24 protein-coding genes are annotated in these 22,827 nt (G+C 71.3%); 11 read left to right on the top strand and 13 right to left on the bottom strand.

Annotation, left to right across the window (positions count from 1 at the left end; genetic code table 11):
- Positions 1–148 precede the first annotated feature (148 nt).
- On the top strand, positions 149–709 hold the full coding sequence (locus ACGFML_RS20685; protein ID WP_393545678.1) for a hypothetical protein: 561 nt from the start codon (positions 149–151) through the stop codon (positions 707–709).
- Positions 710–849: 140 nt separating this feature from the next.
- On the opposite strand, the gene ACGFML_RS20680 is transcribed toward ACGFML_RS20685, so the two are convergent.
- From ACGFML_RS20680 to ACGFML_RS20670, 3 genes are all read right to left on the bottom strand, one after another.
- Positions 850–1,887, bottom strand: coding sequence for a cation diffusion facilitator family transporter (locus tag ACGFML_RS20680; RefSeq protein WP_393545676.1), 1,038 nt, complete (start codon positions 1,885–1,887; stop codon positions 850–852).
- A 136-nt stretch (positions 1,888–2,023) separates the two neighbouring features.
- The gene (locus ACGFML_RS20675) at positions 2,024–2,779 is read right to left on the bottom strand and encodes an SDR family NAD(P)-dependent oxidoreductase (protein WP_393546381.1); all 756 of its coding nucleotides are present in this window, start codon (positions 2,777–2,779) and stop codon (positions 2,024–2,026) included.
- A 215-nt stretch (positions 2,780–2,994) separates the two neighbouring features.
- Positions 2,995–3,483 carry a cupin domain-containing protein gene (locus ACGFML_RS20670; RefSeq protein ID WP_393545675.1) on the bottom strand — a complete coding sequence of 163 codons (489 nt, stop codon included), beginning with the start codon at positions 3,481–3,483 and terminating at the stop codon, positions 2,995–2,997.
- 73 nt (positions 3,484–3,556) lie between these two features.
- Here ACGFML_RS20670 and ACGFML_RS20665 point away from each other — a divergent pair, with 73 nt between their 5' ends.
- A complete protein-coding gene (locus ACGFML_RS20665) occupies positions 3,557–3,907 on the top strand; it encodes a MazG-like family protein (protein WP_393545673.1) in 351 nt (116 codons plus the stop codon).
- 144 nt (positions 3,908–4,051) lie between these two features.
- Here the strand turns inward: ACGFML_RS20665 and ACGFML_RS20660 are convergent, their stop codons facing one another.
- A complete protein-coding gene (locus ACGFML_RS20660) occupies positions 4,052–4,642 on the bottom strand; it encodes a TetR family transcriptional regulator (protein ID WP_393546379.1) in 591 nt (196 codons plus the stop codon).
- Positions 4,643–4,807: 165 nt separating this feature from the next.
- On the opposite strand from ACGFML_RS20660, the gene ACGFML_RS20655 reads away from it, so the two are divergent.
- On the top strand, positions 4,808–6,394 hold the full coding sequence (locus ACGFML_RS20655; RefSeq protein ID WP_393545671.1) for an FAD-dependent oxidoreductase: 1,587 nt from the start codon (positions 4,808–4,810) through the stop codon (positions 6,392–6,394).
- Between the two features lie 75 nt (positions 6,395–6,469).
- Here the strand turns inward: ACGFML_RS20655 and ACGFML_RS20650 are convergent, their stop codons facing one another.
- Positions 6,470–7,213, bottom strand: a complete 744-nt coding sequence (locus ACGFML_RS20650) for an ATP-binding cassette domain-containing protein (RefSeq protein ID WP_393545669.1) — start codon at positions 7,211–7,213, stop codon at positions 6,470–6,472.
- 88 nt (positions 7,214–7,301) lie between these two features.
- Between ACGFML_RS20650 and ACGFML_RS20645 the strand changes: the two genes are divergently transcribed.
- Positions 7,302–7,637: a YnfA family protein gene (locus tag ACGFML_RS20645; protein ID WP_393545667.1), complete on the top strand. Its 336-nt coding sequence runs from the start codon at positions 7,302–7,304 to the stop codon at positions 7,635–7,637.
- 93 nt (positions 7,638–7,730) lie between these two features.
- Positions 7,731–8,519: an SDR family NAD(P)-dependent oxidoreductase gene (locus tag ACGFML_RS20640; RefSeq protein WP_393545665.1), complete on the top strand. Its 789-nt coding sequence runs from the start codon at positions 7,731–7,733 to the stop codon at positions 8,517–8,519.
- Positions 8,520–8,716: 197 nt separating this feature from the next.
- Here the strand turns inward: ACGFML_RS20640 and ACGFML_RS20635 are convergent, their stop codons facing one another.
- Both ACGFML_RS20635 and ACGFML_RS20630 read right to left on the bottom strand, forming a co-directional pair.
- Positions 8,717–9,346 carry an RDD family protein gene (locus ACGFML_RS20635; protein ID WP_393545663.1) on the bottom strand — a complete coding sequence of 210 codons (630 nt, stop codon included), beginning with the start codon at positions 9,344–9,346 and terminating at the stop codon, positions 8,717–8,719.
- A gap of 353 nt (positions 9,347–9,699) precedes the next feature.
- Positions 9,700–10,893: an RtcB family protein gene (locus ACGFML_RS20630; protein WP_393545661.1), complete on the bottom strand. Its 1,194-nt coding sequence runs from the start codon at positions 10,891–10,893 to the stop codon at positions 9,700–9,702.
- A 174-nt stretch (positions 10,894–11,067) separates the two neighbouring features.
- On the opposite strand from ACGFML_RS20630, the gene ACGFML_RS20625 reads away from it, so the two are divergent.
- From ACGFML_RS20625 to ACGFML_RS20615, 3 genes are all read left to right on the top strand, one after another.
- Entirely contained in the window at positions 11,068–11,955 is an 888-nt protein-coding gene (locus ACGFML_RS20625; protein ID WP_393545660.1) for a hypothetical protein, read from the top strand.
- A gap of 208 nt (positions 11,956–12,163) precedes the next feature.
- Positions 12,164–12,874, top strand: coding sequence for a DUF3558 domain-containing protein (locus ACGFML_RS20620; protein ID WP_393545658.1), 711 nt, complete (start codon positions 12,164–12,166; stop codon positions 12,872–12,874).
- Between the two features lie 88 nt (positions 12,875–12,962).
- A complete protein-coding gene (locus tag ACGFML_RS20615) occupies positions 12,963–14,303 on the top strand; it encodes a DUF2637 domain-containing protein (RefSeq protein ID WP_393545656.1) in 1,341 nt (446 codons plus the stop codon).
- A 102-nt stretch (positions 14,304–14,405) separates the two neighbouring features.
- Here ACGFML_RS20615 and ACGFML_RS20610 read toward each other — a convergent pair whose 3' ends face one another.
- Together ACGFML_RS20610 and lysS are read right to left on the bottom strand one after the other, a co-directional pair.
- Positions 14,406–14,624, bottom strand: a complete 219-nt coding sequence (locus tag ACGFML_RS20610; protein ID WP_393545654.1) for a hypothetical protein — start codon at positions 14,622–14,624, stop codon at positions 14,406–14,408.
- 116 nt (positions 14,625–14,740) lie between these two features.
- Entirely contained in the window at positions 14,741–16,489 is a 1,749-nt protein-coding gene (lysS, locus tag ACGFML_RS20605; protein WP_393545652.1) for a lysine--tRNA ligase, read from the bottom strand.
- 184 nt (positions 16,490–16,673) lie between these two features.
- On the opposite strand from lysS, the gene argS reads away from it, so the two are divergent.
- Positions 16,674–18,452 carry an arginine--tRNA ligase gene (argS, locus tag ACGFML_RS20600; protein ID WP_393545651.1) on the top strand — a complete coding sequence of 593 codons (1,779 nt, stop codon included), beginning with the start codon at positions 16,674–16,676 and terminating at the stop codon, positions 18,450–18,452.
- Positions 18,453–18,562: 110 nt separating this feature from the next.
- Here argS and ACGFML_RS20595 read toward each other — a convergent pair whose 3' ends face one another.
- The 4 genes from ACGFML_RS20595 to ACGFML_RS20580 form a co-directional block, all read right to left on the bottom strand.
- A complete protein-coding gene (locus ACGFML_RS20595; protein ID WP_393545650.1) occupies positions 18,563–18,739 on the bottom strand; it encodes a CsbD family protein in 177 nt (58 codons plus the stop codon).
- A gap of 157 nt (positions 18,740–18,896) precedes the next feature.
- Positions 18,897–19,886: a porphobilinogen synthase gene (gene hemB, locus ACGFML_RS20590; protein WP_393545648.1), complete on the bottom strand. Its 990-nt coding sequence runs from the start codon at positions 19,884–19,886 to the stop codon at positions 18,897–18,899.
- Between the two features lie 55 nt (positions 19,887–19,941).
- Positions 19,942–20,886: a helix-turn-helix domain-containing protein gene (locus tag ACGFML_RS20585; RefSeq protein WP_393545646.1), complete on the bottom strand. Its 945-nt coding sequence runs from the start codon at positions 20,884–20,886 to the stop codon at positions 19,942–19,944.
- 236 nt (positions 20,887–21,122) lie between these two features.
- On the bottom strand, positions 21,123–21,602 hold the full coding sequence (locus ACGFML_RS20580) for an ATP-binding protein (protein ID WP_393546377.1): 480 nt from the start codon (positions 21,600–21,602) through the stop codon (positions 21,123–21,125).
- 195 nt (positions 21,603–21,797) lie between these two features.
- Between ACGFML_RS20580 and ACGFML_RS20575 the strand changes: the two genes are divergently transcribed.
- Complete coding sequence (locus ACGFML_RS20575; RefSeq protein WP_393545644.1) at positions 21,798–22,610, top strand: helix-turn-helix domain-containing protein; 813 nt, start codon at positions 21,798–21,800, stop codon at positions 22,608–22,610.
- Positions 22,607–22,816 (top strand): DUF397 domain-containing protein, encoded by a 210-nt coding sequence (locus ACGFML_RS20570; protein WP_393545642.1) that lies wholly within the window; start codon positions 22,607–22,609, stop codon positions 22,814–22,816. The genes ACGFML_RS20575 and ACGFML_RS20570 overlap by 4 nt, the downstream gene beginning before the upstream one ends.
- The last annotated feature ends 11 nt before the right edge of the window (positions 22,817–22,827 follow it).

The following is a 22,827-nucleotide window of genomic DNA, read 5'->3' as shown; positions in this document are numbered from 1 at the left end:
GGGGCGACGTACGAGTAAGTCACGCAAGCAATGGTCTCAGAGCCGTACCGGGGCGCGTGGCCGGGCGTTTCACGCGCCGGTGACGGGGGAGGTCTCTGGGACGATGATCGGGTTGCGCGGCTGGAGCTGCGAGTGGTCGGGTGGAGATATGCATCGCGGTGGCGAACTGGGTGAGGGGACCAATGACCGGGGTCCCGAGCGCGCCCAGCGCGGCCGTCACCGGCGCGAGGACGACGAGGGCAGCACGGTCGGGGAAAACAGGGGCGGCCGCATGGGGGTGACGTACAAATACTTCGGCGCACCCAACGGCGCCACGGCGGCCAGGGTCCCCATCTCGATGCGTCCCGAGGAACTCGGCGGTGACGAGCTCGGGATGGGCGGCATGTTCACCAAGATCAAGCCCGAGACCATGGCCGCGATGGTCCTCACCGGTATAGAGGGCATACCGCTCCATAAGGTTCCCCCGCTCGAGCTGGTCGTCCTGCACCCGGATTACGCCGTCGTCAAGCTCCCCATGACCGTGGTCGACCCGCTGCGCGGTGTCGGCGAGGAATCGGTCGGCGCGGCCGCCTTCATCTGGTCCACCGTTCCCGACCGCGGCGGACCGCGCGACGCCTACGGCGTCTACCAGCTCCTGCACGAGTGGCAGGACTTCAGCCACCGGCTGCACGAGGCGGGCCATCAGGCGTACTGCCTGGTGTGGCCCTGACCCACGCCTCGGGCCCCACGGCCCGACCGCTCCGGTCGGGCCGTGGCGCTCCACTTCCGCGCTCAGGCCCTCCGGTTCAGGCCGCTCCGTTCAGGCCGCTCTCCGGCGCGGCTGCGGGCCCGCCCCCACGGAGTGGGCCGTCAAGCGGTGGCGTGATGGCGATGGTGTGCCAGCGCGGCGTGCGGGTCGGCGGCGGTCGCGTCGAGAGGGGCGTGGTCGGTGTGCACCGTGGCCGCGGTCAGCCGCGGCACCGCGTGGATCAGTGCGTGCTCGGCGGCCACCGCCAGCCGGTGCGCCGCCACCACCGACAGCCGCGGATCGACCACGATCGCCGTCTCGGCCCGGAGCGTATGGCCGATCCAGCGCATCCGCACCGGCCCGATGTCCCGCACCCCCGGCACGCCGCGCAGCGCGCGCTCGGCCCGTTCGACCAGTTCCGGGTCGACGGCGTCCATCAGGCGCCGGCAGACCTCACGCGCCGTGTCCCGTAGGACCAGCGCGATGGCCAGGGTGATGAGCAGGCCGATCGCCGGATCGGCGGCAGGCAGGCCGAGTGCCGTACCGCCCGCCCCCAACAGGACGGCGAGCGAGGTGAAGCCGTCGGTCCGGGCGTGCAGTCCGTCGGCGACCAGCGCCGCCGAGCCGATCTTGCGGCCGGTGCGGATGCGGTAGCGGGCCACCCATTCGTTGCCGACGCACCCGACCACCGCGGCCAGCGCCACGGCGCCCAGGTGGGTCACGTCCCTGGGGTGCAGCAGCCGGTCGACGGCCTGCCAGGCGGCCACCACTGCCGACGCGGCGACCGTCAGCACGATGACGACCGCGGCCAGGTCCTCCGCCCGCCCGTAGCCGTAGGTGTAGCGGCGGTCGGCCGCCCGCCGGCCCAGGACGAAGGCGATGCCCAGCGGCACCGCGGTCAGCGCGTCGGCGGCGTTGTGGACGGTGTCGCCCAGCAGTGCCACCGACCCCGACCAGGCGACGACCGCGGCCTGCACCGCGGCGGTCAGGCCCAGTACGGCCACCGAGACCCACAGGGTGCGCAGGCCCTCGGCCGAGCTCTCCATGGCCGGGTCGGTCTTGTCCGCCGCTTGGTGGCCGTGCGGCTTCAGCAGGTGCGCGACCCGGTGGCGGACGGCAGGCCGGCGCGGTCCGTCGTGCGGGTGGTGGTGTCGCTCCATGTACTCCACCGTGGCACGCCGACTCCCCTGCGGCCACTGCCGAAACAGGGCTCATGACCAGCTGCGATGCCGTCGCAACTGCCTACCGGACGGCGTTGCGAAGAGTGGTGCGGGACGCCGGGCGGGGTGGTGCCCCTCACCACCCGGGGCGGGCGGAGACGCCACCGTCCACGACGAGGTCGTGGCCGGTGATCCAGGAGGCCATCGGGGAGGCGAGGAAGACGCAGGCGTCGCCCACGTCGTCGGGCCGGCCGAGCCGTCCGGCGGGCGCCGCTTCCTGCCAGCGCCGTACGCCCTCCGGCCAGTCGTTCTCGATCCCGGGACGCGCGATCAGCCCCGGGGACACGCTGTTGACGCGGATGCCGTACGGCCCGTACTCCAGCGCCGCCGAGCGGGCGTGCATGACCACCGCCGCCTTCGCCGCGCTGTAGTGGGCGTGGTGCGGCGCCGGGCGGTGCGCCTCGATGGACGCGATATGGGTGACCGACCCGCCGCCCTCCCGCAGGACGGCCGCCGCGGCCTGGGTGCAGGCGACGACGCTGTGCACGTTGAGGTCCGCCACCGCCCGCCAGTCGGCCAGCGTCATGCCCGGCAGTTCTTGAGTCGGCTGCACGCCCGCGTTGTTGACCAGGGCCGTCAGCCGGCCGCGCCAGGCCGCCGCCTCCGTCACCAGGCGGTGGCACTCCTCCTCGGCGGCCAGGTCGGCGGACAGTGCCAGGGCGCTCCCGCCGCCCGACTCGATCTGCTTGACGAGGGCCCGGGCGGCATCGGCAGCCGTTCGGTAGTGCGCCACCACGGCGGCGCCCGCGGCGGCGAAGCGGAGCGCGACACCGCGGCCGATGGTGCCGGCCGCGCCGGTGACCAGGACGACCTGTCCGGTGAGATCGGGCAGGGCCGTCCGGGCGGGGCCGTGGGCGGGCCCGGGGCGGCCGTGATGTCCGGGGCGGGTGGGATCCCCGCGGTGACCGTGGCCCGGATGGCCGCGACGGCCCTGATGGCCCGGCCGCTCGGGCACGCTTTCGGGCGAACTTCCGCAGCCCGCGGGCCCCTCGGGAGCAGCCGCCCCCTCACCGTCGTTGCTGGACCCACAGGGGGGCGTCGCCTCTGTCATGGCCGGCTCAGCACGGCGATCCGCGCCGCCTCCCCGGGGAAGCGCGCGCTCAGTTCGGTGGCGTCCCCGTGTTCGTAGTCGGCGAAGGTGAAGCCGGGGGCCATGGTGCAGCCGAAGAGTGCCCAGGATCCGCCGTCGGCGACCCGGGCGGCCATCCACGTGCCGGCCGGGACGGTGAACTGCACATGCTGGCCGCCCAGGATGTCCGGGCCGAGGACGGCGGTCCGGCCGGTGCCGTCCTCGTGCAGCAGCAACAGGGTGAGCGGATCGCCTCGGTAGAAGTGCCAGATCTCGTCGGCCGGCAGCCGGTGCAGCGCGGAGAAGTCGCCGGGTTCGGAGGTCAGCAGCATGACGATCGCCGACCCTTCCGGGCGCCCGTCGGCGCGCTCGGGGCCGGCCCAGGTGCGGCGGAACCGCCCGCCCTCGCGCGGCAGCGGAGTCAGCCCGTAGAAGTCGATCAGGGCTTCGGGCGTCGGCTGGTGCATCCACGGCCTCCCGTACTGCTGTCCTGTTCCACACCCTAGGCAGGGACAGGGGGCGGCGCGGCACAATCGGGCCATGTCTGATGCTGCGTCCGATGTCCCGGATCCGTGGGAAGGGGCGGCCGTGTGGGAGGCCGTCGCAGGGCTGGTCCGCTGGCTCGACCACGAGAGTGCGCTGCCGCCCGAACAGGAGCGGCTGCTGCGGATCCTGAAGCTGTCGGAGGAGGCCGGTGAAGTGGCGCAAGCCGTCATCGGGGCCGTGGGGCAGAACCCGCGCAAGGGCCACAGCCACACCTGGGACGACGTCCGCAGCGAGCTGTGCGATGTGATCCTCACGGCGATGGTGGCCCTGCGGACGCTGACACCGGAGGCACGGCGGGTGTTCGAGGAACATGTGGGGCGGGTGGTGGAGCGGTCGTCGTCCTGAGCAACGGCCGGCGGGCGGGCAGGCGGGCGCAGGGTGGGCCGCTCCGGCCGCTCCGGCCGCTCCGGGCAGAGGGCTCAGGGCCGTTCGTGCCGGGCCCTCGGGGCCGTTCGTGCCGGGCCCTCGGGGCTGTTCGGGGGCGGAGCCTCAGGGCCGTTCGGCCGTCAGGTAGCGCTGCACGGTGGGGGCGAGCCAGGCGATGAGCTCGTCGTGGCCGAGAGCGACGACGGACGGCATGTGCAGGACATAACGGCACAGTGCCACGCCCAGGATCTGCGACGCGATCAGCGCGGCGCGGGTCTCCGCCTCCTCGGGCACCGGGCAGACGGCCTCGAGCACCGGCTCGATCTGGTCGGCGAAGATCCCCCGCATCCGCTCCGCGCCGGCTTCGTTCGTGACGCCGACGCGCATCATGCCGGTCAGCGTCTCGTCGCCCTCCCAGCGTTCGATGAAGTGTCGGACGAGTCGGGCACCGATCTCGCCGAGCGGCACCCGGGTCAGATCGGGGACCTTGATGTCGATCTCCGAGGCAGCCGCGAAGAGGCCCTCTTTGTTGCCGTAGTAGCGCATCACCATCGACGGGTCGATGCCCGCGTCCTTCGCGATGGCCCGGATCGTGGCGCGTTCGTAGCCGTCGGCGGCGAAGCGGTCCCGGGCGGCGGCGAGGATCGCGGCACGGGTGGCCGCGGAGCGGCTGGGGCGCGGGCGGTGTCCGGCGTCGGGGGCGACCGGCGTCACCGGAAGTGGGTCGACGGCGACATCGGGGGTGAACGCTCGGGCGTCGGAGGGTCTGCGGTCGGCCATGCCAACAAATGTAGGCCAACACGTGTTGACATGCCAGTCGCGCGGGTCCTACCGTTGCCAACAAGCGTTGACCAACACCTGTGGGCATTGGAGGCCGCCATGACGAAAACCCACCGCGAGTCCGGCACCACCGACCCGACCACGACCCCCGCGACCACCGAGCCCCCGACTCCCCCGACTCCCCCGCTCGACGACGTCGTGGTTGTCGGCGCCGGCCCGACCGGGCTGCTGCTCGCCGGCGATCTCGCCGAAGCGGGACTGCGGGTGACGCTCCTGGAGCGCCGGCCCGAGACGATCAGCAATCTCACCCGCGCGCTGGCCGTGCACGCCCGCTCGCTCGAGCAGCTCGACGCCCGTGGACTCGCCGACGAGCTGATCGCCCGCGGACACCGGCTCGACCGCCTCGCCGCTTTCGGCAGGGCCACCCTCGTCCCGGGCCGGCTCCCCTCCCGTTTCCCGTTCGTGCTGATCACCCCTCAGTTCGAGGTCGAGCGGCTGCTGGAGCGCCGGGCCCGGCAGGCCGGTGTCACCTTCCGCCACGGCTGCGAGGTCCTCGGCCTCGACCAGGACACGGACGCGGTGACGGTGCGCCTCCGCGACGGCGACGGCCTCGGCAGCGTCCGCGCCCCCTACGTCGTCGGCACCGACGGCGCCCGCAGCACCGTCCGCTCGGCCGTCGGGCTGCCCTTCCCCGGCAAGGCCGTCATCCGGTCCGTGGTCCTCGCCGATGTCCGGCTGGCCCAGGAGCCCGCGTCCCCCTTCACCGTCAACGCCACCCGCGACGCCTTCGCACTGGCCGCATCGTTCGGCGACGGCTGGTATCGCATCATCGGCTGGAACCGCCACGCCCAGGCGGACGACGACACCCCGGCCGACTTCGCCGAGGTCCGTGAGGTCGCCCGGCTCGCCCTCGGCACCGACTACGGCATGCACGACCCGCGCTGGATCTCCCGCTTCCACAGCGACGAACGCCAGGCCCCCGCATACCGCGTCGGCCGCGTCCTCCTGGCCGGCGACGCCGCGCATGTGCACTCCCCCGCGGGCGGCCAGGGCATGAACGTCGGCCTCCAGGACGCGGCCAACCTCGGCTGGAAGCTGGCGGCAGTGCTCAAGGGCCACTCCCCCGACACCCTGCTGGACAGCTACGAGAGCGAGCGGCACCCGGTGGGCAAAGCGGTGCTCCGCAGCAGCGGCGCGATCATCCGGCTCGCGCTGGTGCGCTCGCTGCCGGGCCGCGCGGTCCGCGCGCTCGCCGCCCAGCTGATCAACCACCTGCCGCCGCTGTCCCGCCGCGCCATCGGTGCCGTCTCCGGTATCGACATCGCCTATGGCGCCGCGCGCGGCGCCCATCCCCTGGCCGGCCGGCGCGCCCCTGACATCCGCCTGGCCGACGGCAGCCGGCTCTACGAACTCCTCCGCCGGGGCGCGTTCGTCCTCATCACCCCCGCCGGCGAGCCCGGCGCCCCACGCCCCGCCGCCGACAACGTCATCACCGCCGCCTGGCGCAGCGACCGCCGCACGGCCCTGCTCGTCCGCCCCGACGGCTATGTCGCCTGGGCCACCGACGCCACCAGCCCTGCCGAGCGGGCCGCGGCCCTGCGCACCGCTCTCATACGCTGGACCGGGGCAGCCGACGCGCGCGCGGACGCCGGCCCGTCCGGCCCGCTGGTCGCCGCTGGTTCGTAGCCGCGGACCGCCGGCTCACGAAGCGCTGTGGACCGTCGGCTCATGACGGTTCACGAAAAGCCGTGGACCGTCGGTTCATGAGCCGTGGAGCACATGCCGCAGATAGGCCCGGGGATCGGTCAGATAGCGGCGCCAGTGATCGACGAGGCCCAGCTCCGCCCACTCGGCCGGGCGCATGCCGTGCTCTCCGAATTCGACGATCCCGGCGCCGGGCAGCGCCGTCAGCACCGGCGAATGCGTGGCACAGACGATCTGCGCACCGATGGCAGCCAACTCGTCCATCAGGCCCACCAGTTGAAGACAGGAGGAGAAGGACAGCGCCGCCTCCGGCTCGTCCATCACATACAACCCCGGCTGCGCGAACCGCTCACGGAAGGCCAGCAGAAAGCCCTCCCCGTGGCTCAGCTCGTCCGGGTCCTGTGACAGCCGCTGCGCCCGGCGCTCGGCGCTCAGGGCCTCCAGCGCGGTCTCGGCCCGCAGAAAGAATCCGCGGCGGCGGGTGCGCGGCCCCCGCACCATCCGGCGCCCGGCGTGCGTGGGATCGAAGCGCAGCAGCCCACCGAGCTCCGACGGCGCCCGCGAACTCGCGTACTTGTAGCCCGCCGACCCACCGTACGAATCCAGCCCGAAAGCCTCGGCCAGCGCCTCCGCCACCGTCGATTTTCCCGAGCCGTTCTCCCCCACGAGGAAGGTGACCGGCGCTCGGAACGTCAGCCCTTCCTCGACCAGCTGCCGTACGCACGGCACCGTCCAGGGCCAGCCGTCCGGGGCCGCGTCCCCGCCCTGCGGGAGGTCCACGTAGGCACGTTCGATGAGCATGCCCCGAAGCTCTCACAGGGGACCGACACCGGCCCCCGCGGGCACGCGCCCGGCACTGCCCGGACGTCCGCTCTCTACCCTGGCGTCCATGCTGATCGCCCGCTCCATCGCCCTGTTCGTGGTCGCCGCTCTCTTCGAGATCGGCGGAGCCTGGCTGGTCTGGCAGGGGGTCCGGGAGCACCGGGGCTGGGTCTGGATCGGCGCGGGGGTGATCGCCCTGGGGCTGTACGGCTTTGTGGCGACTCTCCAGCCGGACGCCGAGTTCGGTCGCATCCTCGCCGCGTACGGCGGCGTGTTCGTCGCCGGGTCGCTGGCCTGGGGCATGGTCGCGGACGGTTACCGCCCCGACCGCTGGGACGTCATCGGCGCGCTCATCTGCCTGGCCGGCATGGCAGTGATCATGTACGCCCCACGGGGCCGGTGACGCCGCCTGCATATCCTGGCCGTCTACCGCCCGTCGGCTCCCGGCTCGATCAGCCCCAGGGGACCGCACACCGTCCTGGCCCAAGGAGAAAGCATGACCGCCGACGACCGCACCGCCGAGGGCCATATCGCCGAGGGCCGCACCGCCGTCATCACCGGAGCGAGCAGCGGCATCGGCGCCGCGACCGCACGGCAGCTGGCCGCGGCCGGATACCGCGTCGTCCTGACCGCCCGCCGCAAGGACCGCATCGAGGCGCTCGCCGCCGAGCTGCCGCACGCCGAGGCATACGCCCTCGATGTCACCGACCGCGCCGCCGTCGACGCCTTCGCGGCCTCCCTCGACCGCTACCCCTCCATCGACGTGCTGGTCAACAACGCCGGCGGCGCCCTGGGCGCGGAGCCGGTCGCCACCGGCGACCCGGCCGACTGGCGCGCGATGTACGAGGTCAACGTCCTCGGCGTGCTCCACATGACCCAGGCGCTGCTGCCCGCCCTCACCGCCTCCGGCGACGGAACGGTCGTCGTGGTGTCCTCCACCGCGGGCCACGGCACCTACGAAGGCGGCGGCGGCTACGTCGCCGCCAAGCACGGCTCACACGTCATCGCCGAAACCCTGCGCCTGGAACTGTGCGGCGAGCCCGTACGGGTCCTCGAGGTCGCGCCCGGCATGGTCAAGACCGACGAGTTCGCCACCACCCGTTTCCGTGGCGACAGCACCAAGGCCGCCAAGGTCTACGAGGGCGTGGCCGAGCCGCTCAGCGCGGACGACGTCGCCGACACCATCACCTGGGCCGTCACCCGCCCACCGCACGTCAACATCGACCTCCTGGTCGTCCGTCCGCGTGCGCAGGCATCCAACTCCAAGGTCCACCGGGCCCGTTGACACCGCGGCGCGGCGCCCTTCCGGCGCCGCGCCGCACCCTTCCGGCGCCGCGCCGCGGTGTCCCGGCCGAGCGCCGCGAAGGCCCCGCTCGCGCGCATGCGAGGGGGCCTTCGGACGGGATGGGCGCGACCGCCGGCCGGTTCGACGCCGGCCGGCTCGGCACCGACCGACTCGGTCCTGACCTACTCGGCCCTGACCTACTCCGTGCTGACGACCACGGTGCGCATGACCTTGTCCGCGAAGGTCTGGCCCTTGGCGTCCCACGCCGGCCACAGGTAGCCGATGCTGCACGGCGCGCTGTCCAGCCCGTGGCAGATCCGGCGCAGCAGGGCCCTGCCGAAGCCGAGCGGCCGGCCGGTCTCCTCGCGGATGAGCCGGATCTTCATGGCCTTCTTGCCCGGCGACGCGCCCTTGCCCTCCTTGACGAGGACGAAGATGTTGGCGACGACGAGCCACAGGAAGGCGAGCACCCACAGGGCGACTATGAAGGGGAGTATTTCTCTCTTCGCGGCGTTCGTGCACCCAATGTCGAGGTATTCGCAGTCCGAGCCCCATGTGTGCCTGAGAAGCATCGAGATGGCGACCATGATGATCGGCACGACTACGGCGATCAGGAAATCGATCAGAGTGGCACCGAAGCGGGCACCCCAGCTCGCGTACGCCCCGTACGCCCCGTGCCCGACGGGCCCCATCCCCGGCTGCTGCGGGTGGCCGTAGCCCGGCGCGGCCTGCTGCGGGTAGCCGTACTGTCCCGGCTGCTGCGGAGCTCCGTACGGGGCCTGCGGCGGTTGCTGGCCGTAGGGGTTGTGCGGGTTGCCGAAGCTCATCTGTGGATTTCCTCCGATGTGTCAGGGGGCCGACGCGGCGTGACTCGGAGGTAAAACAGGTTTCACTGGCCCGCCCCCGACGATGCCTGCAGCACTGCTGCCCGACGATCTTCTAGTTGCGTCTTGACTCTGTCCAGTCAAGACCGGGAGGCATGGCCAGAACAGTGGCATGGCCAGAACAGCTGACGCCGTGCTGACGCCATGAGGCGTGCTGCGGGCGGCGGTCGCTCCAGGTCGTGGTCGAAGGTCGAAACCTGAACGAGGACATCGTCGCCGCCGCGCCCGCCACCTGCGCCGACCACCCCGGACCACATCCGGTCCGGGGCCCTGTCGATCACGTGGCGTGCTGCCCCTCAGCCCTTCACGCAGACGACCTGCTTGAGCTTGGCGACGACCTCCACCAGGTCCCGCTGCTGGTCGATGACCTGCTCGATCGGCTTGTACGCGCCGGGGATCTCGTCCACGACGCCGGAGTCCTTACGGCACTCCACACCCCGCGTCTGCTCCTCCAGATCCCGCGTCGAGAAGCGCTTCTTGGCCGCGTTGCGGCTCATCCTGCGGCCGGCGCCGTGCGAGGCGGAGTGGAAACTCGCGGCGTTCCCCAAGCCCTTGACGATGTACGAGCCAGTGCCCATCGAACCCGGGATGATGCCGTACTCACCACTGCCCGCGCGGATCGCGCCCTTACGGGTCACCAGCAGGTCCATGCCGTCGTACCGCTCCTCCGCCACGTAGTTGTGGTGGCAGGAGATGACGTCGCCGAAGGTCACCTTCGCCTTCTTGAACTCGCGGCGGACGACGTCCTGGGAGAGCGCCATCATGATGTCGCGGTTGTGCTTCGCGTACTCCTGCGCCCAGAAGAGGTCGTTGCGGTACGCCGCCATCTGCGGGGTGTCCGCGATGAAGACGGCGAGGTCGCGGTCGACCAGTCCCTGGTTCTGCGGCAGCTTCTGGGCCACGCCCATGTGGTACTCGGCGAGTTCCTTGCCGATGTTGCGCGAACCGGAGTGCAGCATGATCCACACCGCATCGTCGGCGTCGAGGCACAGCTCCCAGAAGTGGTTGCCCGCGCCCAGCGAGCCCATTTGCTTGGTGGCCCGTTCCTGACGGAACTTGACCGCTTCGGCCACCCCGTCGAACCGCGCCCAGAAGTCGTCCCAACCCGCCGTCGCGAAGCCGTGCATCCGACGGGGGTCGACCGCGTGGTCGTGCATGCCGCGCCCGACCGGAATCGCCTGCTCGATCTTGGAGCGGAGCCGGGAGAGATCGCCGGGGAGGTCGTTGGCGGTGAGCGAGGTCTTGACCGCGCTCATGCCACAGCCGATGTCGACACCGACCGCCGCCGGGCAGACCGCTCCGTGCATCGCGATCACCGAGCCGACGGTGGCCCCCTTGCCGTAGTGCACGTCCGGCATCACGGCCAGGCCCTTGATCCACGGCAGCGTGGCGACATTGCGCAGTTGCTGCATCGCGCCGTCCTCGACCGTGGCCGGGTCCGTCCACATCCGGATCGGTACCTGCGCACCGGGCACTTCGGTGTACGGCATAACTCCCCCATTCCCCCGAAAAGCAGATAAAACGCAAATCACGGACAACTCATCTGATCTTGGACAGTCGACCGGCGTCCGCGGCGGGACGTGCGGTAGACATTGTGTCCATCGGCCGCCGCTCGGCGGCAACCACATTTCGTGGGGGACTCCACAGGAAAGGAGCCGCGAACGATGCGACGCACCACGCAACGGAAGTCGTTCGTCCCCGGTGCCGCACTGATGGCCGCCGCGGCGCTCGCCGTCGGCCTCACCGGCTGCACCGGCGGCTCCAGCACCGACGGCGGGGCCACCGACGCCAAGAGCGGCGACGCCTCGACCTCGGCCCAGGCCGCCGAGCCGGGCCGCTACCAAACCCTCCCGGAGGCCTGCGGGCTCCCCGCGCGCAGCACCGTACGCAACCTGCTGCCCGGCGACGACCGGCAGCTTTCGCGCGCCGACACCGAGAAGATCTACGCCGGCCAGCCCGACGTCACCTACGACACCGACCGCCGCGTCGGCTGCCGCTGGAAGCGCGAGACGACCGAGGGCACCCGCCACCTGGCGCTCGACATCGTGCGGGTGGTCTCGTACGACCCGGCCGTCAGCGACGACGACCGGGCGCAGGAGATCTACACCGGCAAGGAGTCGGCCGCCGAAATCCCGTCCGACGGATCCGGCACCCCCACCACGCCGCCGCCGTCCACCCAGGGCAAGCCGCGGGCGCAGTCCGGCAAGGGCGCCAAGGGCCCGGCGGACGCCAAGGACCCGGCGGACGCCAAGGGGAAGGCATCCGGCAGCCCCGCGTCGCCGTCCGCCGAGGCGAGCACGGCCCCCGACGCCTCCACCGCGCCGCGCGTCCTGGCCGATCTCGGGGACGCGGCGTTCCTGAACGACGATCTGGCGACCGCGGACTCCGGAGTGCACCGCGACGTCACTGTGGTCTTTCGCACGTCGAACGTCGTCGTGACGATCACCTACGACCAGTGGTCCACGGACAAGGCCAATCTGCCGGAGAGCCAGGAACTGCAGGACAAGGCCCGTTCACTGGCCGGCGAGCTGGCCGACAACCTGAGCGAATAGCCCGAATTGCGCGAATGGCGCCAGTAGCCCGGCATCTATGGGATTGGCGCTGATTCTTCACCTGGCCGAACGACACGAAACGGTCACCGGCCCCGCTCCGCCGCGTACCGTGCCGTCTAGCCCCGGCCCCGTGCGGACCCTCGTACGGCCTCGTACGGCCTCGTGCGCGAGAGGGGCCGCAGTCACGACGACGAACAGCGAAGGAACCATGCACCGATCAGCCAAGCGACTCGCCAGCCTTCTCGCCTGCGCAGCAGTCCCGGTGATGCTCGTCGCCGGCTGCTCCGGCTCGGACACCAAGAGCTCCACCGAATCGTCCGCGGCGCCCGGCAAGTCGGCCAGCCCGTCGCCGACCGTCGCTGCCGCCAAGTTCAAGAAGCTGCCGAACCCGTGTCAGGCGTTCTCCAAGGACACCCTCGGCAAGCTGGTGCCCAAGGCCAAGGAGAAGGCCGGCGACCAGGGCGAGTCCGCCGATGTCACGGCGCACGGCACCTGCTCGTGGAACAGCTCGGACGAGAACGGCGTCGACGGCACCCAGTTCCGCTGGCTCGACGTCGCCTTCCAGCGCTACGACTCCGACCCCAACCCCAACGTCGGCTCCGGCGAGAAGCGGGCCACGGAGTTCTACGCCAAGCAGGTCGCCGACGCTAAGGACGCCTCCGGCGCCAAGAAGCTGGAGACCACCAAGACCTCCGGCACGGGCGACGAGGCCACCGCGGTCACGTACGACGTGAAGAAGGACGGCAACGCCTTCAAGAACACCACCGTCGTCGCCCGCACGTCGAACATCGTCGTCACGGTCAACTACAACGGCGCCGGCCTGGCCGGTGCCGACGCCCCGAAGAAGGCCGACCTGCTGAAGCAGGCCCAGTCCGCCGCCAAGGAGGCCGTCGGGGCCGCCGTCAAGACGAACGGCTGACCGCCGGCCGCCCAGGGCCCTCTCCGGCGCCGGATCGCCGTGTGCCACGCTAGGCGCGCCATTTCGCCGAGGCCGGGGAGGACCGCGGGTGTCCGCGACGAAGACGGCGCAGTTGACTCGAACGCACCGCATCCTGATCGGTGTGGTCATCGCCGGGGCGGCACTGATCGCGGCCATCGGGTTCACCGGCTCGTACACGGCGGTGCGCGAGCTGGCCGAGAAGAAGGGCTTCGGAAGCTTCTCCGTCGTCTTTCCGATCGGCATCGACGCGGGGATCGTGGTGCTGCTGGCACTCGATCTGCTGCTGACCTGGATCCGTATCCCGTTCCCGCTGCTGCGCCAGACAGCATGGGTGCTGACGACCGCGACGATCGCGTTCAACGGCGCGGCCGCCTGGCCCGACGCGCTGGGTGTGGGGATGCACGCGGTGATCCCGGTGCTGTTCGTGGTGGCCGTCGAGGCCGCCCGGCACGCCGTCGGCCGGATCGCCGACATCACGGCCGACAAGCACATGGAGGGCGTGCGGCTCACCCGCTGGCTGCTGGCGTTCCCCTCCACGTTCCGGCTGTGGCGACGGATGAAGCTGTGGGAGCTGCGCAGCTACGACGAGGTCATCCGGCTCGAACAGGATCGCCTCGTCTACCAGGCGCGGCTGCGGGCCCGCTACGGGCGCGCGTGGCGGCGCCGGGCGCCGGTCGAGTCGCTGATGCCGTTGCGGCTGGCGCGGTACGGCGTGCCGCTGGCGAGGACGGCGCCGGCCGGGCTGACGGCCGCGGGGATCGTTCCGCCCGTACTGATGCCGGTGGGGGTGGTGGCGGAGTCCACGCCTGCCGTGGTGCCCCGACCGGGCGCGGAGCAGGCGCCGGCGGCCGATACCCCGGAGCCGGTGCGCGAAACCGCCGGCCGGGCCGCCACCGGGACGGCCACCGAGACCGCCACCGAGACCGCCGACAGGGCCGCCCTCCGGGCCCAGAGCGACGCAGAGATCACCGGCGGGGCCGCCTACGAGGCCACCGGCGACTTCGCGGCCTCGCCCCCGGCCCCCGAACCGGCCGCCGTGGCAAGCCAGTTGACCGTCCCCGTCGGCCCCGGGCGCAGTCGCCCCCTGGGCAGTGCCGGTGACCCGCTGCCGCTCCCCGAGCAGCGCGGGTACGTCCCCGAACCCGAGCCCGAACCCGAGTCGTTGCCCCCGGTCTCCGCGCTCCCCGACGACGTCCCGCGCGACGAGGCGTACTACGGCGCGTACCGCACCTACGTCGCGGAGAAGAACTACTTCCCCGACACCCGGCAGTTCGCCCGCTATCTGCTCGACTCCTACGGGGTGACGGGGCGGGACGGCGGCCCGCTGACCGAGAACTACCTGCGCACGTTCGTACGGGACTTCCAGGCGCGCTTCCGTATGGAGATGGAGACCGAGCACATCCCGTAGCCGATACGGAGCACTTCTCGGAGCCGAGACCGGGCACATCCCGTAGCCGAGACCGGGCACATCCCGTAGCCCGGCTCCTGGCCGAGGACCACGGGACCCCCCTCAGCCGACGGCTCCCGACCCCGCCTGCTTCTCCTTGCGCTTCTTGTCGATGTCCCCCCACACGGCGAGCCCCGCGCCGACCGCGAACACGCCGAGGTGGGCGGCGGCGGGCAGATCGAAGAAGTGGGACAGCAGTCCCCAGCTCTTGTCGAAGAAGACCTGGCCGATGAAGGCCACGGCCCCCTGGAGCATGGCGATGAATCCGATGAATCCCCTCATGCCCATAGCGTGACGGGCTCGGCCCCGGGGATCCTCGTCCCCGGGGCCGAGCCCGTCCTCATCCGTAAGTCGCACGCCGGCATCGGGCCGTACGACTCAGCGGCAGGCCGGCCCGCTCAGCCGCCGAGCAGCTTGCGCACCCGGTCGGCGCCCACGGCCAGCAGCAGGGTGGGCAGCCGCGGCCCGGTGTCCCGGCCCACCAGCAGGTGGTAGAGCAGCGCGAAGAACCCGCGCTGGGCGACCTTGAGTTCCGGCGTCGGCTTGGCGTCCGGCTCCAGGCCCGCCTGGATCTTCGGCACGCCGTAGACCAGGGTGGTCAGGCCGTCCAGCGACCAGTGGTCGTCCAGCCCGTCGAGCAGCAGTCGCAGCGAGGCGCGCCCCTGGTCGTCGAGGGCGTCGAGCCGCTCCTGGTCGGGTTCGTCGCGCACGATGGTGCGCTGCTCGGCCGGGACCTGGCTGGTGATCCAGTACTCGGCCTTGTCGAGCCGCGGCCTGGTCTCGTCCAGCGAGGCGACCGGGTTGGCGGGGTCCAGGTCGCTCAGGATCCGCAGCGTCTGCTCGTCGTGGCCGGCGGTGATGTCCATGACGGACGCCAGGGTGCGGTACGGGAGCGGGCGCGGCGTCGTGGGCAGCTCGCCGGCGGCGGTGCCGACGGCGCGCTTGTAGGCGGCGGCGTCGGCGGGCTGCGCCGAGCCGTCGGCGACCTTGGACGCCAGCTTGTCCCACTCGTCGTAGAGCCGCTGGATCTCCTGGTCAAAGGCGATCTTGAAGGACTGGTTGGGCCTGCGGCGTGCGTAGAGCCAGCGCAGCAGCGGCGCCTCCATGATCTTCAGCGCGTCGCCCGGGGTGGGGACGCCGCCCTTGGACGACGACATCTTGGCCATGCCGCTGATGCCGACGAAGGCGTACATGGGGCCGATGGGCTGGGCGCCGTCGAAGATCTCGCGGACGATCTGACCGCCGACGACGAAGGACGAGCCCGGCGAGGAGTGGTCGACACCGGACGGCTCGAAGACCACGCCCTCGTAGGCCCAACGCATCGGCCAGTCGACCTTCCAGACCAGCTTGCCGCGGTGGAACTCGCTCAGCCGGACGGTCTCGGCGAAGTCGCACGCCGTGCAGGTGTAGGCCAGCTCGGTGGTCTCGTCGTCGTACGAGGTGACGAGGGTGAGGTCCTTCTCGCATCGGCCGCAGTAGGGCTTGTACGGGAAGTAGCCCGCCGAGCCGCCGCTGCCGTCGTCCTCGGCGGCCGCTCCGGAACCCTCGGCGGCCTCCAGCTCGGCCTCGTCCACCGGCTTCTGCGACTTCTTGGCCGGGCTCTTCTTCGTGCGGTACTGCCCGAGGATCGCGTCGATCTCGGCGCGGTGCTTCATCGCGTGCAGGACCTGCTCGCGGTAGACGCCGGAGGTGTACTGCTCGGTCTGGCTGATGCCGTCGTACTCGACGCCCAACTCGGCGAGCGCCTCGGTCATGGCGGCCTTGAAGTGCTCGGCCCAGTTCGGGTACGCGGAGCCGGCGGGCGCCGGTACCGAGGTCAGCGGCTTGCCGATGTGCTCGGCCCAGGAGTCGTCGACGCCCGCGACGCCGGCCGGGACCTTGCGGTAGCGGTCGTAGTCGTCCCAGGAGATGAGGTGACGGACCTCGTGGCCGCGGCGGCGGATCTCGTCCGCGACCAGGTGCGGGGTCATGACCTCGCGGAGGTTGCCGAGGTGGATCGGGCCGGACGGGCTCAGGCCCGAGGCGCAGACGATCACCGGTGCGGGAGCACCTGATGTCACTTTGCCCGGGGCGCGGCGCTCCGCCTCGGCAATGACCTCGTCCGCGAACCTGGAGACCCAGTCGGTCTCGGTGCTCTGCTGAGCCACGATCGGCCCTTCCTCTTCCTGGTGCTTGCTCGTTGCGCCCTGTCGTGCGCCCGACGTCGCCGTCCGATGCACAAAAGCCTGACGGTGCCATTCTCCCAGACCTCGACCGGACAGAAATTCAGTGGTATCGGCGTGGGATACTCGCTGGCAAACCCTTTCCACTCCAACGGAACGGCTCATCCCCATGGCCTCGGTCACTTCCCTCGCAGCTACGGTCCATCAGCGCGTCGCGGACGCCCTCTCGGCAGCCCTGCCGGAGGCCGGTTCCGCGGACCCGCTGCTGCGACGCAGCGACCGGGCCGACTTCCAGGCCAACGGCATGCTGGCGCTGGCGAAGAAGCTCAAGGGCAATCCGCGGGAGCTGGCGGGCAAGGTCGTCGACGCGATCGGGGCGGACGGCGTCCTCAAGGAGATCGAGGTCTCCGGGCCCGGCTTCCTCAACATCACCGTCGCGGACGAAGCGATCATCAAGACCCTGGCCGGGCGCGCCGCCGACGACCGGCTGGGTGTGCCGTACGCCGCCGGGGCCGGCACGACCGTCATCGACTACGCGCAGCCGAACGTCGCGAAGGAGATGCACGTCGGTCATCTGCGGTCCGCGGTGATCGGCGCGGCGATGGTCGAGATCCTGGAGTTCACGGGCGAGAAGGTCGTCCGCCGGCACCACATCGGCGACTGGGGCACCCAGTTCGGCATGCTCATCCAGTTCCTGATCGAGCACCCGCACGAGCTGGACCACAAGGGCGAGTCGGGCGGCGAGGTCTCCGGTGAGGAGGCCATGTCGAACCTCAACCGCCTCTACAAGGCGTCCCGCGCCCTCTTCGACTCCGACGAGGAGTTCAAGGAGCGGGCCCGGCGCCGGGTCGTCGACCTCCAGGCGGGCGACGAAGAGACCCTCGCGCTGTGGCGGCGCTTCGTCGACGAGTCGAAGATCTACTTCTACTCGGTCTTCGACAAGCTCGACATGAAGATCCACGACCCCGATGTCGTCGGCGAGTCCGGCTACAACGACATGCTGGAGGAGACCTGCCGGCTGCTGGAGGAGTCCGGCGTCGCGGTGCGCTCCGAGGGCGCGCTGTGCGTCTTCTTCGACGACGTGAAGGGGCCGGACGGCAACCCGGTGCCCCTGATCGTGAAGAAGTCCAACGGCGGCTACGGCTACGCCGCCACCGACCTCTCCGCGATCCGCGACCGGGTGCAGAACCTCTCCGCCGACACCCTGCTGTACGTCGTCGACGCCCGGCAGTCCCTGCACTTCAAGATGGTCTTCGAGACCGCCCGCCGGGCCGGCTGGCTGAACGACGGGACGGAAGCCGTCCAGCTCGCCTTCGGCACGGTCCTGGGCAAGGACGGCAAGCCCTTCAAGACCCGTGAGGGCGAGACGGTCCGGCTGGTGGATCTGCTGGACGAGGCGATCGAGCGGGCGACGGCGGTCGTGCGCGAGAAGAACAACGAGAAGATCAACCTCACCGAGGAAGAGATCGTCGAGAACGGCACCCAGATCGGCATCGGCGCGGTCAAGTACGCCGACCTGTCGACGTCCGCCAGCCGCGACTACAAGTTCGACCTGGACCAGATGGTCTCGCTGAACGGCGACACGTCCGTGTACCTCCAGTACGCGTACGCCCGTATCCGCTCGATCATCCGGCGGGCCGGCGAGGCGCGCCCGGTGGCCCACCCGGAGCTCGAACTGGCCCCGGCCGAGCGGGCGATGGGCCTGCATCTGGACCAGTTCGGCGAGACCCTGGCCGAGGTGGCCGAGTCGTACGAGCCGCACAAGCTCGCCGCGTACCTCTACGGCCTCGCCTCGCTGTTCACGACGTTCTACGACCAGTGCCAGGTCGTCAGTGCGGACAACCCGGCCGAGGTCGTCGAGAACCGCCTCTTCCTCTGCGACCTGACGGCCCGCACCCTCCACCAGGGCATGGCGCTGCTGGGCATCCGGACGCCCGAGCGGCTCTGACGGCCCGGCGGACGCATCGCAGAAGGGTGGCCCCGGCGGATACCGCCGGGGCCACCCTTCTGTCGCTCACCCCGTTCCCGCCCGTCGGGGCGGGGGCGGGGCGCTGAGCGTCAATGCCCGCGCAGGGTGTGCTTGGTCTTCTGGGCGGCGTCCAGCGAGCGGCCGGCGGATTTCTCCGCATGCCCCTCCGCCTGCATCCGACGGTTGCCCGTCGCACGGCCCGCGGCCTCCTTGAGGCTGCCCCGTGCCTGTGCACCCTTGGCCTGCATCGTGCGCTTGGCGGTCATGGTCGCCCTCTCCTCGTTCGGTCGGGGTTTTCCTTGACAACAGGTCGCGTGCCCGGGGTGTGGTGGGCAAAACATCGGCATCCGAAGGTCCCGCCCCCGAAGGCCGGGGACGGGACCGAGGAGTGCCGGCTGCCGGGACCGAGGAGTGCCGGGTGCCTCAGAGCCCTCGCGCGACCTCCGTCGCCCAGTAGGTGAGGATCATGTTCGCGCCGGCCCGCTTGATCCCCGTCAGGGTCTCCAGGATCGCCTTGTCCCGGTCGATCCAGCCCTTCTCGGCGGCCGCCTCGACCATCGCGTACTCACCGGAGATCTGGTACGCCGCGACCGGCACGTCGACCGCGTCCGCGATCTTGGCGAGGACGTCCAGGTACGGCAGCGCCGGCTTGACCATGACCATGTCGGCGCCCTCGTCCAGGTCGAGCGCCAGCTCGCGCAGCGACTCGCGGACGTTGGCCGAGTCCTGCTGGTAGGTCTTGCGGTCGCCCTGGAGCGACGAGCCGACCGCCTCGCGGAACGGCCCGTAGAACGCCGACGAGTACTTGACGGTGTAGGCCAGGATCGACACGTCCTCGTGCCCGGTCTGGTCCAACGCGTCCCGGACGACGCCGACCTGGCCGTCCATCATGCCGCTGGGGCCCACCACATGGGCGCCCGCGTCGGCCTGCACCTGCGCCATCTCGGCGTAGCGCTCCAGCGTCGCGTCGTTGTCGACGCGGCCCTCGGCGTCCAGGACGCCGCAGTGGCCGTGGTCGGTGTACTCGTCCAGGCACAGGTCCGACATGATCACGAGATCGTCGCCCACCTCGGCCCGGACGTCCCCGATGGCGACCTGGAGAATGCCCTCGGGGTCCGTGCCCGCCGTACCGGCCGCGTCCTTCTTCGCGTCCTCCGGCACACCGAACAGCATGATCCCGGCGACCCCGGCCTCCCGCGCCTCCACTGCGGCCTTCCGCAGGGTGTCGCGGGTGTGCTGGACGACGCCCGGCATCGCGGAGATCGCTACCGGCTCGCTGATGCCCTCCCGCACGAACGCGGGAAGGATCAGGTCGGCCGGGTGCAGCCGGTGTTCGGCCACCATCCGCCGCATGGCGGGGGTGGTACGCAGCCGCCGCGGCCGGGCCCCTGGGAAGCTTCCGTACTTCGTCATACGGCCCACGCTACGCCCGCCCCGCACGTGCCTTTGCCGACTCGGCGTCGGGTGATCAGGCCGCGAGAACGGCGTCTTCGCCCGCCGGATCGCCACGGCCGTCCCGGCAGTCGCGGCAGCGCCCCGGCTCCAGGGCGCGGAAGGCGCGGTCGCACCCCTCGCAGGTCTGGAGCGGATGCGGGCGCGGCCCGCCGCCCCGGCCGGGGCCCGCCGGGATCGCCGCATCCGCTGGGAGCGGCGGCGGCAGCAACTCCCGCAGGCGGTGGGCGAGCAGCCCGGCCGGGTTCGTCACCTCGGCCGGGAGGTTCGCCGTCAGGGTGCGGTGGACGGCCGCCGCGGTGGCGCCGTTCACGAACCAGGCGGTGACCCCCGGGGCGAGACGGCGCACGTCCCGCTCGGGGAGGGTGAGCCGCTCGTCGGTGCGGCGCAGGCCCGCGAGCAGCGCGACGGCGGGGCCGTGGGGAGGCGTACGGGAACCGGGAGCCGCCGCGGGCTCGGGCGGCACCGGCGGCACCGACGGCACCGACGGCACGCGCACAGGCTCGGGCGAAGGCGAAGGCGAATGCGAAGGCGAAGGCGAAGGAGGCGGAGGCGGAGGTGCGACCCGCTCGTCCGCCGCCACGCCCCGGACACGGCCGGCGGGGTCATTGTGGGCGTAGGTCCGCGTGATCACCCGGCCACCGGGTGTCCGCTCCCGCACCCGCTCGATGTACCCCTGCGCCTCCAGCTCCCGCAGGGCGAAGGCGATCCGGTCGCGCCCTTCGGGAAAGCGGGCGGCGAGGGTCCGGATGTCGACGGAGGCGCCCTCGGGCAGCGACAGGATGTGGGTGCCCACCCCGATCGCGGTCAGCGACAGTTCGCGGTGCTGGGCGAGGTGGTTGCCGATGATCGTGTAGCGGTCGGGCTGGTGGTGCCTGATATGGGTGACCCCGGTGCGGGCGGCACTTCGCCGAACACGGGGGCGCGGGCGCACGGCGGCGCTAAGCTGCTTCTCAGCCATCGGGAAGGTTCTGGCTTCCTTTTGTGGTCAGGCCCTCGCACTGGGATTGCCGTCCCGGCGGGGGCCGTCGCATGTCTGCGGTTGTCACGGCCGAGACTGCCCGCCCAACCCGCCGCCACGCCAGCCGAGTTGAGGCGTTTCACCCCCATGGGTGACACATCCGAGGTTTGGTGGGTTTGGAAGGTTCTTTCCCCCGGGTTCTTTGTCCTTGACCGCCCGCCGCACCGCCGTCCGGCTCACCGGATCCCGCGTTTCCGGGCTCCGGTCCGACGTTCGGCGTCAGGCATCGAAGTCGAGTTCCGCCCAGGCCGGCACGGCACCGGCCCGTCCCCGACACCCCAGCGGTCCGCCAACTCCCCGACGAGCAGTAGCCCGTAGCCGGACTCGGCCGGGGCCTCGGCGGTGTACGTGCGAATGGGCAGCCGATCACCCCGGGTGTCCGTCACTTCGATACGGAGCGTGGCGGGCGGCGCGACGGCGAGCGTGAGACGGAAGCTCCGTCCGGGAACGCGACCGTGCAGCGCAGCATTCGCCGCCAGCTCAGCGACGATCAACCGGGCCGGGTCCAGCGGCAGCCCCCACGAGTGCAGTTGCTCTGCGGCCAGGAGCCGGGCCAGCCGCGCCCCCCGACGGGTGGCGGAGAGCGGTACGGAGTACCGGGGCGCCAGGGCAGGGTCCGCCGCTGGCCCTGCGACGGAATTGCCGATTTGGGCCATTCGCTGATTCATGTCACACAGCGTGGTCGTACGTATCTAGCCTGGGAAGGGCCGACGCCCGTGCTCACGGCGACTGTCCGGCTGCGGTCCGGCTCTGTCCGGGTCGTCCGGGGTGACGGGGCAGAGGCAACCGGAGTTGGACGCGTACGGCTCGGCGGAGGGGCGGCGGCAGACGTGGATGACTGGGACACGGGAATGGACGACGACGAGGCCAATGCGGTGATGAAGGCCGTGGCCCGGCAGGTGAAGCTCTGGCGGGAGGCATCCGGCCTCACCCAGACGGAATTGGGCGCGGCGATCGGTTACGGGGAGGAGACGGTCTCCTCCGTGGAACGCGGCCGACGGATCCCCCGGCCGGAGTTCCTGGACCGCACGGACGAGGTCACGGGCGCGGACGGCAAAGTCGCGGCGCTGAAGGCGGACGTGGCCGCGGTCAGGTACCCCAAGAAGGTACGGGACTTGAAGAAGCTGGAGTCCGAGTCGGTCGAGCTGTGCGCGTACAACAACTCGGTGATCCACGGGTTGTTGCAGACGGACGAGTACGCACGGGCGGTGATCGGAAACCGGCAGCCGCCCTTCCCGGAGGACGAGATCGAGCGGCGCGTCGCCGGTCGCATGGACCGCCAGGGGATCGTCAACCACGCTGCGGCGCTGCCGGTTTTCAGCTTCGTACAGTGCGAGGCGACGTTACGACGCTGCACCGGGGGCAGAATGGTCCTGCGCAGGCAGCTCGAACGGTTGTTGGAGGTCGGGCAGTTGTCGAACGTGTCGATCCAGGTCCTGCCTCTCCAACGGCAGGACAACGCAGGGCTCGAAGGGCCGTTCCGGCTCCTCAGACTCAAGGACGGCACCACGCTCGGACACCTCGAAGTCCAACACCTGAGCCGGGTGATCTCCAATCCGCGAGAGGTCCAGATCCTCGAATTGCGCTATGGCATGATCCGGGCGCAGGCGCTCACCCCACGGGAATCGCTTGCCTTCATCGAGAAAGTGCGGGGAGAGACATGACCCTCAAGCCCTCTGGCGGGCACTGCTCCGCCCTGGCGTGGATAAAGAGCAGCTACAGCACCGGCGACGGGCCGGACTGCGTCGAGGTAGCCGCCACCCCCGACACCATCCACATCCGCGACTCCAAGGACCCCGACGGCCCCCAGCTCACCTTCACCCCTACCAGCTGGGCCGGCTTCCTGCCGTACGCCACCGAACGGCAGTAACGCAGAAGGGC

This window comes from Streptomyces sp. NPDC048650 (genome assembly GCF_043199095.1).
Lineage (GTDB): Bacteria > Actinomycetota > Actinomycetes > Streptomycetales > Streptomycetaceae > Streptomyces.
Note: the sequence above shows the minus strand (reverse complement) of the source record. Positions and strands in the feature narration are given on the sequence as shown.